General features: G+C 38.7%; 12 protein-coding genes. 9 read left to right on the top strand and 3 right to left on the bottom strand.

All coding sequences use genetic code 11. The features are described from left to right. Window positions 1–29 precede the first annotated feature (29 nt). Together BTR25_RS23870 and BTR25_RS23865 are read right to left on the bottom strand one after the other, a co-directional pair. Window positions 30–974, bottom strand: a complete 945-nt coding sequence (locus BTR25_RS23870; protein ID WP_075690487.1) for a DMT family transporter — start codon at window positions 972–974, stop codon at window positions 30–32. 652 nt (window positions 975–1626) lie between these two features. After that, window positions 1627–2595 (bottom strand): NAD(P)-dependent alcohol dehydrogenase, encoded by a 969-nt coding sequence (locus tag BTR25_RS23865; RefSeq protein ID WP_075690486.1) that lies wholly within the window; start codon window positions 2593–2595, stop codon window positions 1627–1629. Window positions 2596–2757: 162 nt separating this feature from the next. On the opposite strand from BTR25_RS23865, the gene BTR25_RS23860 reads away from it, so the two are divergent. From BTR25_RS23860 to BTR25_RS23850, 3 genes are all read left to right on the top strand, one after another. Continuing rightward, window positions 2758–3795, top strand: coding sequence for an FUSC family protein (locus BTR25_RS23860; protein WP_254842788.1), 1038 nt, complete (start codon window positions 2758–2760; stop codon window positions 3793–3795). 177 nt (window positions 3796–3972) lie between these two features. After that, the gene (gene spxA, locus BTR25_RS23855) at window positions 3973–4374 is read left to right on the top strand and encodes a transcriptional regulator SpxA (protein WP_075690485.1); all 402 of its coding nucleotides are present in this window, start codon (window positions 3973–3975) and stop codon (window positions 4372–4374) included. A gap of 93 nt (window positions 4375–4467) precedes the next feature. Further along, on the top strand, window positions 4468–4878 hold the full coding sequence (locus tag BTR25_RS23850) for an RrF2 family transcriptional regulator (RefSeq protein WP_075690484.1): 411 nt from the start codon (window positions 4468–4470) through the stop codon (window positions 4876–4878). Between the two features lie 85 nt (window positions 4879–4963). On the opposite strand, the gene BTR25_RS23845 is transcribed toward BTR25_RS23850, so the two are convergent. After that, the gene (locus tag BTR25_RS23845) at window positions 4964–5953 is read right to left on the bottom strand and encodes a LacI family DNA-binding transcriptional regulator (protein WP_075690483.1); all 990 of its coding nucleotides are present in this window, start codon (window positions 5951–5953) and stop codon (window positions 4964–4966) included. 326 nt (window positions 5954–6279) lie between these two features. Between BTR25_RS23845 and uxaC the strand changes: the two genes are divergently transcribed. The 6 genes from uxaC to BTR25_RS23795 form a co-directional block, all read left to right on the top strand. After that, window positions 6280–7728: a glucuronate isomerase gene (gene uxaC, locus BTR25_RS23840; protein ID WP_075690482.1), complete on the top strand. Its 1449-nt coding sequence runs from the start codon at window positions 6280–6282 to the stop codon at window positions 7726–7728. Between the two features lie 26 nt (window positions 7729–7754). Further along, on the top strand, window positions 7755–9224 hold the full coding sequence (locus BTR25_RS23835) for a tagaturonate reductase (RefSeq protein WP_217696986.1): 1470 nt from the start codon (window positions 7755–7757) through the stop codon (window positions 9222–9224). 13 nt (window positions 9225–9237) lie between these two features. Beyond that, complete coding sequence (locus BTR25_RS23830) at window positions 9238–10728, top strand: UxaA family hydrolase (protein WP_075690481.1); 1491 nt, start codon at window positions 9238–9240, stop codon at window positions 10726–10728. Window positions 10729–10841: 113 nt separating this feature from the next. Then, window positions 10842–11594 carry an NAD-dependent epimerase/dehydratase family protein gene (locus BTR25_RS23825; RefSeq protein WP_075690480.1) on the top strand — a complete coding sequence of 251 codons (753 nt, stop codon included), beginning with the start codon at window positions 10842–10844 and terminating at the stop codon, window positions 11592–11594. A 635-nt stretch (window positions 11595–12229) separates the two neighbouring features. Continuing rightward, window positions 12230–16618 (top strand): pectate lyase, encoded by a 4389-nt coding sequence (pelA, locus tag BTR25_RS26950; RefSeq protein ID WP_083652540.1) that lies wholly within the window; start codon window positions 12230–12232, stop codon window positions 16616–16618. Between the two features lie 320 nt (window positions 16619–16938). Beyond that, the coding region (locus BTR25_RS23795; RefSeq protein WP_483295285.1) for a transposase at window positions 16939–17129 on the top strand (191 nt) is incomplete at its 3' end.

The following is a 17129-nucleotide window of genomic DNA, read 5'->3' as shown; positions in this document are numbered from 1 at the left end:
AAGGAAGCAGGAGAACCGTCCCTGTGCTTTTAACTAACTCTGAGGGGCTCTTCCTTTTTAGGAGTTTGGCTAGTTGTTGAAGATGACGTTTTATTCAAAGCCAATAGTAATATCATTCCAATGATACATGCTGTACCAACCCATTGGAAATAGCCAAAGGGTTCTTTTAACCAATAGACTGTTGTTAAGACGGCAGCTAGTGGTTCTATGCTGCCTAGAAGACTTGATTCTTTAGGCAGGAGACTTTGTAAACTTTCGATATAGAACCAAAATGCAATCATCGTACCAAAAATGATCACGAAGATTAAGTAAACATAAGCTTCTACTGTTAAAGTTTGAAAGTCCATTTGCCAAGGGGGATGGAGAAAACTTAATGCTACACCACCGATTATCATAGCCCATCCGACAATGACAAGGGAATCGTATTGCGCAAGAAGAGGAACGGCATATAGAGTATAAAATGCTAAGGCAAGGCCAGATAATATCCCCCAAACGATTGCAAGGGTAGGTACAGATAATTGAGAGATTGAGCCGTTTGTTAATAACAAAAAACAACCAATTAAAGCCAGCGAAACAGTCAGCAAATCTCTTCGTGTTAGAACAGTTTGTTTGCGGAAAATTAAGTATACGATAATCATGACAGGTGCTAAATACTGTAATAATGTTGCAACAGCAGCATTACCGTGTTTGATGGAAGCCATATAGGTGTATTGAACCGCAAGCATGCCGAGTAACCCGAAGATAATCAATTGAATAGCCATTCTTTTATTTTTCCAAACACCAAGGATCTGGGAACGGTTTTTTCCAAAATATTGTACGGTTAAAAGTAAAAAACCAGCTATGAGCAATCGGATCGTAACAAGCCAATTTACATCGATTTCAAATTCTTGAAAAAGCTTTTTTGAAACCGTGCCGCCAATCCCCCAAAATATCGCTCCTGTTATAACAAGAAATATTCCCTTTCTTCTGTTCATGTGTGATTCTCCACCTTAAAATATAAAAATAGTAATACAATATTTCATATGATAAGTGAAAATCTCTTTAAATAATACTAAAATGAAATAAAAAAATTAGTAAAGTGCGGTATTTTAATAATCATTTTCGATAAAATCATTGTGAAAGAATAAACATAAAGTAGCAGGGCCGATGCTTAATGTGGCATTTTTATTTTCTTCATGACGTTACAAGTTGGGATAATTGAAGAAGGAAAAGGTAATGAGGTAGAATTAATAGGGAGGGGACAATGCTAACTAATATGTACATTAAAAATCTTAATGATAGAAGGAGTGAGAAAGAAATGATAGGAAAGTTAAGTCAGGTTATGTTGAAAATAAAAAAACGAGTCACCAATACCTATTTTTACAGTTAGGTGACTTTTTTTTCACGTAAATATTCCTATCAAGTCAAGGAAAAACAAAAAACGCTAAATTCTTCGCCTCAGGCAGAAAATGTCGTATCATCTTATTTCAATGGAAATAATGGTCATTGATAGTCGAAGGTGACAGCTACACCTTTATCCATTACTTTCTTTCCATGACAGCAAAATAATGATTTTCATCACGGCAAAATTGAAGACTTTTCCTGACGGTAACTCAACGATATCTCTAAATGACTTAAAAGAACTAGTTACATCGTAATGACAACCTTACCTTGAGCATGACCTTGTTCAAAATATTTGAATGCTTCCGGGACCTCACTTAACGTATAGCTACGATCAATAATTGGCTTTACTTTGCCAGCTTCGATTAATTCCTTCAAATAGTGTAAATCATTGTGGTTAGCTTTCTGTAACAGGCTGCTCATTTTCTTATTTCCTATCATTGATTTAAAAGGTCCTAAGAGTAGAGTTTGATACAATTGACTTTCTGAACCGCCTACGTGGACAAAGATTCCATTCGTTTTTAACACATGTTGGTACGCTGCAATAGGATGAGACCCATTAACACCGAGAATCAAATCATAACGGTTTGGTTTTTGAGTAAAATTAACCTTCGTATAGTCGATGACATGGTCTGCACCTATAGACTGCAAGATCTCTACATTTCTAGTACTGCATACACCTGTTACTTCAGCATCGTACGCTTTGGCAATCTGGACTGCAAAAGTGCCAACACCACCAGATGCTCCGTTAATTAATACCTTTTTACCTGCCTGTATTTTACCTTTATCCCGCAAACCTTGTAAGGCTGTCATGCCAGCCATAGGTACAGCAGCTGCTTCTTCGAAGGTAATATTCTTTGGTTTTAATGCTAAAGCATTATCTGGAACGGCAACATATTCAGCAAAACCACCCCAGCCGCAGCTAGAAAGATCACCGAACACTTCATCACCTGGTTTAAATACTTTCACATCTTCCCCAACAGCCTCGATCCGGCCGGCGATGTCACCTCCTGGTATGGAGTATTTTGGCCTTCGCAGACCGAATGCAAAGCGGGCAAAGAACGGTTCACCCCTTAATAGAACAAGGTTACCAAAGTTTAACGATGCTGCATGGATCTTTACCAAGACTTGATTTTTTAAAGGTTCCGGCTTTTCTACTACTTTTAATTCAAGTACATCAGGTGAACCGTATTTGCTGCTAACGATCGCCTTCATAATTCCCCTCCGTATTTTCCGCTCGTTAGTTAAATATACAAAAGACAAATGATAAAAGACCCACTAAGATAAAAATTATATCTTGAAGGTTTTAAGCAGTGAAAAAGCAAGGTCGGTTATCACAAATAGTGTAGTTGTCCATTTACTTTGTGATATTATAATATGGGGTCAAAAACGAATGGGGGAGATAGTATTACTTTCGGTCCTCGTATTTTTAAAACTGGTTTAGCTGTTTCGCTTTCTATATACATATGCTCTTTATTTAACCTAGAACTTTCCATCTTTGCTGGAGTTGCTGCGATTTTAGCCATCCAGCCCTCTATTTACCGTTCATGGAAACAAATATCTGATCAATTTTTTGCCAATATAATAGGGGCTGCTATTTCACTGTTCTTTGTTTATTTTATCGGGGAAAACCCCCTTACAATTGGCATCGTGATTATGCTGGTTATTGCTATTAGTATTAAGTTGAAAATGGAAGGGACCATTCCTTTAACGCTTGTAACGGTTCTGGCTGTAATGAGTGCTGCTTGGCATGAAGACTGGTTCTTTGCTTTAGATCGGCTTATCGTCATTTTGATTGGAACCATCGTGGCTACACTGATCAACGTTTTGATTTTCCCGCCTAAATACAAAGAAAGCTTTATTGAACTGGTTGGAAAAATCTTTCAAAACATGTCGTTGTTAGTCAGAACTTCCATCTCGGATGAATTGACGGAAGTTTCCTATCAGGAACTTAGTAAGAAGTTTAAAAAGGATATGCGAAAGATAGAAGAGCAATATCAGCTGTTTGATGAAGAAAGAATGAAATTAGGAAAATCAAATCAATTAGCTGCAAGAGAACTTATCCTTTTAAAGCAACTACTAAAGACTCTGCAAGAAGGAGAGCAATTATTAGATACCATTGACGATCATTTTTTCCAAAGTAAATTACCTGAAGAAGAAAACAAAATCTTTGATGAGCAGCTCGAGCATTTAATAAAATATCATGAGTACTTACTATTAAGCTACAAAGGAATCGTAAAAGAAAATGTTGATAACGAAAATTTTAAACTTAGCAAAGAAATGTATCAAATACAAGGAAGATTATATGACGATAACGAAGATTCAAATGTCCGATTACTCATCATCATATCCTCCATCATGGATTACTCCTTCCATCTACAGCGTTTAAACAAGCTAATCAAACACATGAAGTAATGCGCGGGGACGGTTCTCCTGTTTCTTTCGTTATACGAAAGAAACAGGAGAACCGTCCCTATGACTTTTTAATTTAAGTATTGACTGGTGGAACTGTAATTGTTATCATTACAGTATGATTGAACTGTAAAAAAATTTGTTACACTTTAAAAATTATCCGTTAGGAGAGTGTAAAGGATGGTCACGATCTATACGACAGCGAGCTGTACTTCATGCAGAAAAGCAAAAGCCTGGCTTGAGGAACATCAAATTGATTATATTGAAAGAAACATTATAATGGATCCTCTTTCGGTGGAGGAAATCAAATCAATTCTACGGCTAACAGAAGATGGAACCAGCGAGATTATTTCGACTAATTCAAAGACTTTTCAGGATTTAAATATCAATATTGAATCTCTGCCGCTTAACGAATTTTATAAGTTATTAATGGAGCACCCCAAAATACTGCGCCGGCCGATTATTCAAGACGAAAAGCGACTACAAGTTGGATATCACGAAGAAGAGATTCGTAGGTTTCTTCCACGCAGGCTTCGTACAATTGTAACGATCGATTCCGATTCGCAAAGATGGGCTAATTAAGAGTAAAGCTTAATATTTATATTTTTGACAATTCTATCTGTAACATCTACTATTCCAGTACAGATTTAGTTTTATTTGTTTAGGAGGCATGCCGTGAATAGTGATTTTACACTTGCCATTCATAGTTTAACTTTTCTTGCGCTGCAGCCAGATCGGATGTCAACAAGTGAAGCTATTTCAGGGAGTTCCGGTGTCCACCCGGTACGAATTCGTAAAGTGTTAAGCTTATTGAAAAAAAATGGCTTTATCAAAACGAAAGAAGGCACGGGCGGTGGATTTATCTTCGCAAAGGATTTAAGTGAAGTAAATCTCTGGGATCTATATAAAGTGACCTCAGAAGGTGCACTGCAGCCTAAATGTTTAGAATCAAACAAACAGTGTGTGGTAGGCGCGAATATGCAAAATGTTCTTCTAACCATATTCTTAGGTGCAGAAGAACATTTGGGCATGTATTTAAAGGACTATACCATGAGAGAAATTGTTGACCTAATTAACCAACAATAATGCACGGGTAATGCACGGGGACGGTTCTCCTGCTTCTTTCGTTTTACGAAAGAAGCAGGAGAACCGTCCCCGTGATTACCTATGATTACATTGCAACTGTTTGAGCACATGAGCTTCTTTCGGTTAAAGTTGGTGGTACCTTTTGGATAAGAGGTACTGAATTTTTATCTTGAATATAGTGCAGCAGAGTATTGACCATTTTGTCTGCTAACACATCTATTGGTACACCAACACTCGTTAATGGTGTTTCAAGAGTCGCCATTTGTGGAATATTATCGTATCCCATCACCGATATGTCTTTTGGAATGATTAGCTTGGCTTCTCGAACAGCCCGAATGATTCCGGAGCTAATATCATAGCTTGCTCCGATGATAGCGGTAGGTCTAGATCCTGATAAAAGCCTCGTTGTTGATGTATATCCATCAAACCAACTTAGTCCGCCGGTGTTAATTAAACTCTGATCATCAATCTCGAGCCCAAAGTGATCCATCGCCTTTTGAAAGCCTTTATATTTCTCAATTTGTCTTCGATCAACTGGAGAAAAGTCACCGACGAAAGAAAATTTTCTATGTCCTAGATGATATAAGTATTCAACCGCTGTAAACATCGCCTCTTGATAGCCCACATCGATAACAGGATAGTTATTTTCTCCTCCGACGCCGTAAGAAACAATGGGAATGGTTGAGGAATAGGAATTAATCTTCTCGACACTAGTTTCCTCAAAAGCAATAATCCCATCGACCTGAAACCTTTTAAACATTTCTACCGAGTTTTTAATCGAATCAATAGACAAAATCATACTGTATGAGTTTTGGCTTATGACTTCATTTAGCTTTGTCACTAATGTGGAAGGAGTCATTCTTTCTAGTGTTGGCCAAATCAACCCAATTGTCTTCGACTGTTTAGAAACAAGTCTCTGAGCCGCAAAATTAGGTTCATATCCCATTTCCTTCGCGATTTGGAGGATTTTACTTTTCGTATTTGCTTTTACTAGCGGACTGTCATTTAATGCTTTTGAAACAGTTGAAAAACTCACCCCAGCAGCCACAGCAATATCCTTTATGGTAATACTCATAATTATTCACCTATATATTCAGTATGTTAACAACGTTATTATTTTAAAATAAAACATGTCATCGTACTACGATGAAACAAATGATTGTTCAATATAATTTTGAAGAGTTTATGATGAATTGTCAATAAATATTGAAATCTTTAAAGAAAAAATTAAAATAGTTGAAATTATCAAACATTTCATTTACGATTATAAATAACAACGTTGTTATTTTAGTGATGCTCCCTGGAACGCCGTTAAAAGCAGGCATTCTGTAGCGGAAATATGCAACCAAGATGAAAACAATGCCCTTTATAAAAATATTTTAACTCGAGGTGGTTGTAAGTATGAAAAAATTTATGGATGAAACCTTTCTATTGTCAAATGAGACAGCAATTCATTTGTACAACAATTTCGCTAAACACATGCCGATTATTGATTACCACTGTCATCTTAGCCCAAAGGAAATCTACGAAAACAAGATGTTTAAAAATATAACTGAAGCCTGGTTATATGGGGATCACTACAAATGGAGACTGATGAGAAGCAACGGAATTGAAGAGGAATATATTACAGGAAATGCCAGTGATTACGAAAAGTTTATGGCCTGGGCAAAAACTGTTCCAATGACGATCGGAAACCCGATTTATAACTGGACACACCTTGAGCTTAAACGATTTTTTGGAATTGATGAAATCTTAAATGAGAAGAGCGCGCCAGTTATCTGGGAAAAAGTTAACACATTGCTAAGTAAAAAGAGCTATTCGGTAAGGGAGTTAATCAAACGATCTAATGTTGAAGTGGTCTGTACAACAGATGATCCGACTGATTCATTGGAATACCATCTAAAATTAAGGGAAGACCGGGATTTTGGAGTTAAGGTGCTCCCAAGCTTTAGGCCGGATAAAGGATTAGAAATAAATCGTGATGGATTTTTACAATGGATTGAAAAACTGGCTGAAGTGAATGGAGATGCTATCACCAATTATGAACAGTATTTAACGGCATTAGTTTCAAGAATTGAAGTTTTCCATTCACTTGGCGGCAGGGTTTCTGACCACGCACTAGATGTCATGATGTATACGGAAGCTTCAAAAGAGGAAGCGGAACAAATATTTGCGAAAGCACTTGACGGCAACCGCGTCTCTCTAGAGGAAGAGAGGAAATACAAATCCTACACACTCACATTCCTTGGGAAGCAGTACGCGAAATTAGGATGGGTGATGCAATATCATATGCATGCACTTCGTAATACGAACACGAGAATGTTTAAACAGCTTGGTCCTGATACCGGCTTTGACAGTATGTATGACGGACAAATTGCAGAATCTTTATGCCGGTTGCTTGATTCTCTTGATCGTGAGGATGCTCTGCCGAAAACGATTATATATTCACTGAATCCAAAAGATAATTACGTGATTGCTAGTATTATAGGCAGTTTTCAGGGTGGCGGCATCCCAGGGAAGATTCAGTTTGGTACAGCCTGGTGGTTTAACGATCAAAAAGACGGAATGCTGGATCAAATGAAAGCGTTAGCAAACGTGGGGTTGCTGAGCCGGTTTGTCGGTATGCTGACAGATTCAAGAAGCTTTTTATCCTATACAAGGCATGAATATTTTAGACGATTAGTGTGCGACTTAGTCGGTGGATGGGTTGAAAACGGAGAAGTACCTAATGATATGGAGCTATTAGGGCAAATCATTAAAGGGATTTCCTACGAAAATGCAAATGAATACTTCAGTTTCCATACGGTTCAAATGAGCCCATATTCGAAACAAAATGTAGCTGTCGAATAAATTAGACCGAAACGGAGGCTTCCTTAGTGGAAACAATATCAAGGGAAACGTGGAAAGAACCTAAAACATATCCCGAAAAAGTATTGCAATTCGGAACAGGAAATTTCTTAAGAGCGTTCACTGACTGGATGATTAACGAAATGAATCAAAAGACAAATTTTAACGGAAGTGTTGTCATTGTACAGTCAACAGAGCGTGGAAAGGTTGACAAACTGAATGAGCAGGGTGGACTGTATACGGTTTACTTACAAGGGTTAAAGGGTGGTAAGCCGGTGGCCCAGCATGAAGTAATAAGTTCCGTAAGCAGGGGATTAAACCTTTATCGCCAATACAATGAGTATTTGGAACTTGCTTATAATTCAGACTTACGATTTATCGTTTCTAATACAACTGAAGCCGGAATTGCCTTTGACGAAGGTGATGACTTAGAGGATCGCCCTCAAAAAAGCTTTCCAGGAAAACTAACGGCCTTTTTGTATCATCGATATAAAGCATTTAAAGGGGATCTAAGTAAGGGTATGATTATTCTTCCTTGTGAGTTGATTGACCGAAATGGGGAAGAGCTTAAGAAGTTCGTTTTAAATTATGCAAATCTATGGAAACTCGATGATAATTTTGTACAGTGGATTCATCAAGCAAATACGTTTTGCAACAGTCTTGTTGATCGAATTGTTCCCGGGTTTCCAAAGGATACGATTCAAGAAATGACTGAAGAAATTGGTTACAAGGATGACTTGCTAGTTGTGAGTGAACAGTATCACCTTTGGGTGATCGAAGGGCCAAAATGGATCCAAGAAGAGTTTCCAGCAAAGGCTGCGGGTCTGAACGTGAAGTTTGTGGACGATATTACCCCATATCGAACAAGCAAGGTACGGATCTTGAATGGTGCACATACAGCGATGACACCGGTTGCCTATTTGTATGGAATCGATACGGTTGGGGAAGCCACTCAGCAACCTGAGATAAAAGAGTTCATTGAAGGTTTAATCTACGAGGAAATTATTCCGAGTCTGGATTTACCAAGGGATGAATTAACTGCATTTGCAAAGGATGTTTTAGATCGTTTTGCTAATCCCTATATTCATCACTATTTAACAAGCATTGCCCTGAATTCGATGGCTAAGTTCAAAACAAGAAACCTGCCTTCATTACTAGAGTTTTACAATAAACGAAAAGAACTTCCTAAAAGGCTTGTATTCTCTCTCAGTGCGTTACTCGATTTTTATAAAGGAAAACGAGGCTCAGAAGAAATTAAGCTGACAGATGATGAGTATATCATTGAGCTATTCGAGAATTTGTGGGGGAAATATGACGGTACGACCGAACGGTTAAAAGAAATCGTCACTTCCGTTTTACAGTATGAAAAGCACTGGGGAATGAATTTGAATGATATTCCTGGACTAACCGAAGCTGTTACAAATAATCTAATTAAAATTGAAAGACAAGGATTGAAAGTAGCACTCAAAGATATTTTATGCAAAAACCCGAATATATAAGGGGGAGCAGGACATGTTAGAAATAGTAAAGATTAAGTCCGAGGATAACGTCGCAGTCGCGTTAAGAGATTATCAGAATCTTGAGAAGGTTGTTGTGGACGGTAAAGAAATTCAATTAAAAGAACCGATTAAAAGAGGTCATAAAATTGCCTTGGAACCCATTAAGGCGGGGGAAAATGTCTTAAAGTATGGGTTTCCGATTGGTCATGCCCTCAAGGACATTGCCCCGGGTGAATTTGTTCACACACACAATACAAAAACAAATCTAGATAGTATTCAAGAGTATGAATACCAACAAAAGTTAGGATCAAATCCTTTTCACAACAAACAGTTAACGTTTAAAGGATATAGACGTGAGGATGGAAGTGTCGGCATCCGTAATGAGCTCTGGATTGTTCCTACTGTCGGTTGTGTAAATGGGATTGCAGACTTAATTATTCAACGTTTTAAAGAAGAAGTAGGTGATATCGCTCCGTTTGAAAATGTATTAGTCCTCAAACATAACTATGGCTGCTCCCAGCTTGGAGATGACCATATTAATACAAGAACCATATTAGCAAATGCTGTAAAACATTCGAATGCCGGAGGAGTACTAGTTCTCGGGCTTGGATGTGAAAATAACAATATAGTTGAATTTCAAGAGTCTTTAGGTGAATATAACGAAAAACGTGTGAAGTTTTTATTATCTCAGGAGGTTTCTGACGAGGTTGAAGAAGGAGTCAGCCGTTTGAAAGAAATCTATGAGTATGCAAAACAGGATCGCCGCCAAGAGGTTCCACTATCAGAGTTAAAAATTGGGTTGAAATGCGGAGGTTCAGATGGTCTCTCCGGAATAACGGCCAATCCTCTGCTTGGACGACTTTCCGATTTTCTGGCTGCTCAAGGCGGTACAACTGTGTTAACGGAAGTTCCTGAAATGTTTGGCGCGGAGACAATTTTAATGGAAAGAGCGATCAACCAAGAGGTATTCGCGAAAATAGTCGACTTAATTAACGATTTTAAACAATATTTTATCGAGCATAAGCAACCAATCTATGAAAATCCTTCTCCTGGAAACAAGGCAGGGGGAATCACAACCCTAGAGGATAAATCACTTGGTTGTACGCAAAAAGCAGGAAATTCTCCAGTTGTGGATGTTCTAAAATACGGCGAAACACTAAAGGATAAGGGATTAAATCTTCTTAGTGCACCAGGGAACGATCTCGTTGCATCATCGGCATTAGCAGCTTCAGGGTGTCAAATGGTTCTATTTACGACCGGTAGAGGAACTCCTTTTGGTACTTTTGTTCCAACTGTAAAGATTTCTACGAATACAGCATTGTATGAATCCAAAAAACACTGGATTGATTATAATGCAGGCAAACTTGTTGAGGATGTATCTCAAGATGAGGTTCTCGAAGAATTTATCACCTATATTATTAATGTGGCAAGCGGCGTGCTTGTAAATAATGAGAAAAATAATTTCCGAGAAATCGCCATTTTTAAATCAGGCGTAACCTTATAGTCCGCTTTTGTATGGTTTTACCTGAGTACAATATTCGCTGTATATGCTGTATATTATGAAGAAACACGTAGAAGCCTATAATTGATTATTGTTTTTTCAAATGGAGGAAAATAATGAAAAAAGTAACGATTATAGGCGGAGCAGGAACGATTGGCAGCATCTTAACTGAAGGGTTAAAAGACCGATACGAAATTTTCATCCTTGATCAAAAAAAACCAAAGCTTCCTGTATTATTCCACCAGGTCGATGCAACTAATTACGAGCAATTACTTGATTCGATTCCAAAGGATACGGATGCGCTGATTAACTTACTAACGATAAAAACAGATAATGATCTAAAGGATATTGACCACTTTCAAAAAATGACTGACATCCACTTTATGACATCCTTTTATATATTTAGAGCAGCTATTCAGCTTGGAATTCCTAAGGTTGTATATGCCAGCAGTAATCATACTACTGACTACTATGAAAAAGAGGGAATTTCATTATTGGGAAGGGAAATTACTACAAAAGACTATCCGTTTTCCAGAAGTTTATACGGTGTATTAAAGCTTGCATCTGAAAATATTGGACATATTCTCGCCGGGGAAGAGGACAATAATCTTTCTGTTATCAACTTGCGCATTGCGAGTGTTCCTGAAGATGAATATGAAGCGTTGAAGGAGAAAGGACGACTGCACCATACCTTATTATCACGTGAAGATACAGTGCAGCTTTTTGATCTAGCCATTCAATCAACGGTGAAATATGGGACGTATTACGGAGTCTCCAATAATCCGAGTAAACCTTGGTCCACTGAAAATGCCTGGCAGGAACTAGGGTTTGTTTCCAAGGTGAATTCGGTTGATGTGTTAAACAATTAATTATTTCGAATTGATTATTCTGAATAAACGGAGGAAGGATCTCATTTTGTGGGATCCTTTTTATTATAAAGGCTGTGTTAATGTACAGTGTTGATTTTTGCGAAATCCGCTCCCTTTCCGCGGGCGTTCCGGGGAGCCTCCTCGGCGCTAAAGCGCCTGCGGGGTCTCCCCAGACCCGTAATCCCGCAGGACATTGAATAGGCTTCCTCGAATCTGCCCACGCACGAAGAAAATGCGATAGCATTTTCGAGGAGTCTCGCAGATTTCGCAAAAATCGTTCAATATCAACATTCATCTTTAACACAGCCATTATAAGAATAACCCTTTAAACAGAAAGGAGTCCAACAAAGTTAGAATTATTTCCTGGGTGCCATCCTTATAACACAAAAAGATACTCATCCCTACAAATAGATTAATAGTACAGGATACATTTAAGCACCTATGAAAGGATTATTTTGGCTTGAAGTAGGTAAAAAGTAACAATCAGATTCTTTGTTATGCTCTTTATCTATTGATATATAAAAATATATGAGTCATTGTGCCTATCTCTAATGAATTGATTATTGTGTTTTCCACTCCTTCCTATTTAAAATCAGAATTGTAAGAAAATTTTAAAAAAAGAAGGGAAGGAAGCTATGAAAAGGAAAAGGCTCCAATTTAGAAAGGGATTATTACTAGTTACTGCATTTTTGTTAGCGTTCACACCTGGTTTTGGCTTTTTACAAAATGAAAGGGCTTTCGCGGCCGAGGCAGCACCCATTATTCAAGATGATTTTAATGCGTTAGAAACAGGAAGTGTCCCAGATGGTTATACAGTATCAGGTGAAAATGGCAGTATAACCGTTTCGGAAGTTCCAAGTACTGAGGATAAGAGCCTTTACTTTGAGGATAACGGTGCTGACACGATTAAAGCTGTGAAATCTTTTGCTCCTCAGACGGACACTGTTACAGCTGTAGTAAACTTCATGCAAACAGTATTAGGAAGCACGACAAAGGTACTTCGGCTGCTTGATGAATCAGGCAGCAATGCGGCAGTACATATTGAAACAAGATCCGGAGTGATATCCTATAAAAATAGTGATAACACTTTCACCGCTCTTGTAGACTATGTACCGAATACGTGGTATAGCATAAAGGTTGTGGCCGATCAATCTACGGGTACTGCAGATGTTTACGTGAATAATGAACTTAAGCTAGAGGATGCTCCGTTTCATCGTGGGGTAACAAATATTGGCTCGATAGATTCTTATACTACTGGCTCAAGCGCTAAAAGTCATTATTTAGATGATGTCCAAGTTTTTTCTGGTTTCTATCAAGAGGATCTTCCAATTAAAGTAACACCTGAACCTGAGCCGGAACCAGAGGAACCACCAGGAGATGGAGAACAGCCTCCCGTTAATGTTGGTGAAAATGGTGTATATGAGGCAGAAAATGCAGAATTATTTAGTGCAATGGTCGATAATAAACACCCTGGTTTTACAGGAACCGGATTTGTTGACTTTAAACCTACTGCAGATGGTTCCTCCATTACATGGAAAGTGAACATAGAAAACGCCGGTGAATACACTTTAAATTTCCGCTATGCTAATGGATCAACTGATACGCGTTCACTTGAAATTATCGTCAACGGTGAAACGGTAAAGGAAAAGGAAGGATTTGATCCAACTGGTGAGTGGACAGCCTGGAAATCAAATCAAATAAATGCTTCATTAGTAGCGGGTGAAAATGTCATTGTCATTAAAACACTGGGTCAAAATGATGGGCCTAACATGGATCATGTTCAAATTTATCAGGAGTTTGATTCTATCTTTGAGGCAGAAGATGCTCAAATTACAGCTGCGATTATAGATAACCAGCATCCAGGCTTTACAGGAACAGGTTTTGTTGATTATAACCCGAACGCACCTGGTGGAACCATTACGTGGAATGTGACGAATATTCCAGCAAATGGTGAGTATACACTGGAGTTTCGTTATGCAAACGGGGCTGCAGATAACAGACCTGCTGAAATAAAAGTAAATGCTCAAGTGGAAAATAGTGAATTGGCATTTCCTTCCACAGGTGAGTGGACCGGCTGGAAAACCGTTACTACAAAAGCGGTTTTAAAGGCTGGAGATAATGTAATCGTTGCAACAGGTGTCGGTCTAAGCGGTGGAGCAAATATTGACCACTTACGGATCCATAACACCACTTCTAGTGATACCGATATGGGCGGGCGAAAGCCTGTTGAAGTGGAAGAAGTCAGCATGGAAGATTTAGTTGACGGCATCATGCTTAAAAAGCTGGAAACAGAAGGAATCGTAACACAAGAAGAAACAAAGCTAGAGGATGAGGTTTCTAGAATTGAATTCTTTGCCGGCATCAATCGAGTGTTTGGTTACCATTCCGAAGAGGTATATAAAAACCTTGATTCCGAAACCTCGGTTTGGGAAGTGTCAAAGGATAAGTGGTGGAGCTACGTGCTTGAGGCAGCTAAACAAGCAGGATATGTACAAGCAGATCAAAATGGAGCAATCCGTCCTGATGACATGATTACCCGTAGAGAAGCTGCCGTTATCATTGCTGATGTTCTAGACCTGGTACCCGGCAAGAGCAAGAACAATAAATCGGAAGACAGCGAACATGCAGTAGGTGCCGTTGTCTCAAATGGCTATATGAAAAAAGGAAAAGGATTTGGTCAGAAGCATACCTTAACCCATGAAGAAGCAGCATTCATTCTCGAAAAAATGGCTAAAGCAGCAAACCATAAAGAAAGCGAAGTTCATATTGTTGCCGCAGAAGCGGTAAGTGCTAACTTAGTGGCAGTAATGGTAAATGGCAGATTCGAGAATTTTGATGTAAATGCATTAACTTTACATGGTGCAACGGGCAGGTTTAAAGGATTAAACCCATCTTTTACAAATATGTACCCAATAAGGGCAGCTGTTGGAACAAATAAATTTGGTGATACAGTTGTCATGTATGAATTACAAGATTCCCTACAAGACGGAAAATTGGTAAAAGAGGCTAGTAATCTATTTACAGGAAATCTAGATGAGCTGAAGGAACAGGCAAATAACCTCGTATCTTGGCAAATGGACCATGGCGGCTGGACGAAGGGAATGGAAAGTCAATATAGCAGACCTTGGGACGGCAAAGAAAAGCGTACGACACAATTTGGTCCGAATGGCGAGGAACTAGGATCGATTGATAATAATGCAACCATTAATCAAATACGTTTCATTTCTGAAGTGTATCAGCAAACAAAAGATGAAAAGCTAAAGCAAAGTGTGTTAAAAGGAATTGACTTCCTCTTACTCATGCAAACAGAAACAGGTGGATTTCCGCAAGTTTATCCAAAACGAGGGACAACACCTGAAGACTCTGTCTATTATTCGAACTATGTGACTTTCAACGATAACTCGATGATTAATGTGTTAGAGCTATTTGATGAGTTAATAAACGAGAGCTATCCGTTTAGTGAGAATGTGATAGATGACACTTACAAACAAAAACTAGAACAGGCCATGCATAAAGGAATTGACTATATTTTAAAAGCTCAAATCAAGGTGGAAGGCAAATTAACGGCCTGGTGTGCACAGCATGATCCCGTAACCTATGCACCTCAACATGCACGAGCATATGAGCATCCATCAATTTCGGGTAGTGAATCAGTCGGTATTGTAAGATTTTTAATGTCCCGTCCAGAACAAACTTCTGAAATCAGGCAAGCGGTCCATGCTGCTTTACAGTGGTTTGATGAAGTGAAACTTGAGGGAATTCGTTATGTAAGTGCAGATCCGAATGGGGTCTACTTCGTAGAGGAAGAAGGGGCATTAACATGGTATCGTTTCTATGAAATTGGTACAAACAAACCGATTTTCTCAGGTAGAGATGGTGTCATCAAGCATACGATCCAGGAAATTGAAAAGGAACGTCGTGATGGCTATTCTTGGGGTGGCAGCTACGCTAAACAGCTATTAGAGATAGCGAAAACAACGGGTTATTTTGAAAATCATATTTATGTAGAAGCATTAGAAAGTGACACGGTTGATCAATATGGTAGAAAGATAGCTAAAGGAGAGCTGACTAGAGTGGAAGATACTACAGAAGAGTTGAGGGCAAGCTCTGTAAAGCTTGTCGTTTCTAAAGATGGCAGTGGGGATTACGATACTGTCCAAAAAGCAATTGATGCCGTTCCGGACAATAACACAGAACCAGTAGAAATTTTCATCAAAAATGGGACGTATAAAGAAGTCGTAAGAGTACCAGCCAACAAACCATTTATTTCTTTAATTGGTGAAAGTGCGGAGAACACGATTTTAACGTACGATAATTATGCAAAGAAGGCAAGACCTGAAGGAGGTACTTATGGTACGAGTGGCAGTGCAAGCGTTTACCTGTACGCCAGTGATTTTACAGCCAAAAATGTAACGATGGAAAATTCGTTTGATGAAAGTACCGTAGAGGGTGGTTCACAGGCTGTTGCCGTCTATACCCGCGGCGACCGGATGAAGTTTGATCATGTGCGTTTTCTTGGTAATCAGGATACCTTATATGCAAATGGCGGAACCCAATATTTTAGTAATTGTTATATTGAAGGGGATGTAGACTTTATTTTCGGAGCAGCAAGAGCTGTATTTGATAACTGTGATATTGTATCGTTAGACCGTGGGTCATCAACAAATAACGGATACATCACAGCGGCCAGTACAAATATAAATGATCCTTACGGTTTCTTATTTATCAATAGTAGATTAATAAGTGAAGCTGCCGAAGGAACAGTCTACCTAGGTAGACCTTGGCACCCTGGAGGTGACCCAAATGCGATTGCAAGCGTGGTTTTTATGAATTGTGAATTAGGGGCACACATTCAGCAAGAGGGCTGGACGGATATGTCCGGGTTCAGTGCAAAGGACGCAAGGTTCTATGAATATAAAAATGAGGGACCAGGCGTTAATTTAGACCGACCTCAATTAACAGATGAAGAAGCAGCTAACTATACAGTTGAAAATGTGCTAAAAGGCTGGAATCCACTTCAATAAGATAAAAACGAGCAATCCATTAGGATTGCTCGTCAGGCTGTCGAGAAACTTTCGACAGCCTCTTATTTTTATGCAAATATTATAACGATTCACCGCGTTAATTTGTTATAATATTATTATAAAAGGCTTTGAAATATGTCTGTTGAATTGCGCTCCAGGCACTTCGCTTTCCGCGGGCGGTCGGTGAGCCTCCTCGTCGCTTGCACGGAGGGCACTGAAAAAGTCCTTTGTTTTGAGGCAGTTGAAGGTTGATTTTATCAAMCCTTCAACTGCTTTTTATTTTATAATTAAGGTAACAAGACTTTAAAGGTGGTACCGAAATGATTTCCTTTCAAGATTCATTTAATCTTAGCCCATATATAGGAATTTATGATCTCATTGTTCCAAAAGATAATATGCTTCGCCAAATTAAAAAACTAGTCGACTTTTCATTCATAATTGAAGAATTAAAAGATAAATATTGTCTGGATAACGGTCGCAATGCCGTGCCACCAATTCGAATAATTCGAAT

The sequence above is a fragment of the Bacillus sp. MRMR6 genome (genome assembly GCF_001940785.1).
Taxonomy (GTDB): Bacteria; Bacillota; Bacilli; order Bacillales; family Cytobacillaceae; genus Neobacillus.
Note: the sequence above shows the minus strand (reverse complement) of the source record. Positions and strands in the feature narration are given on the sequence as shown.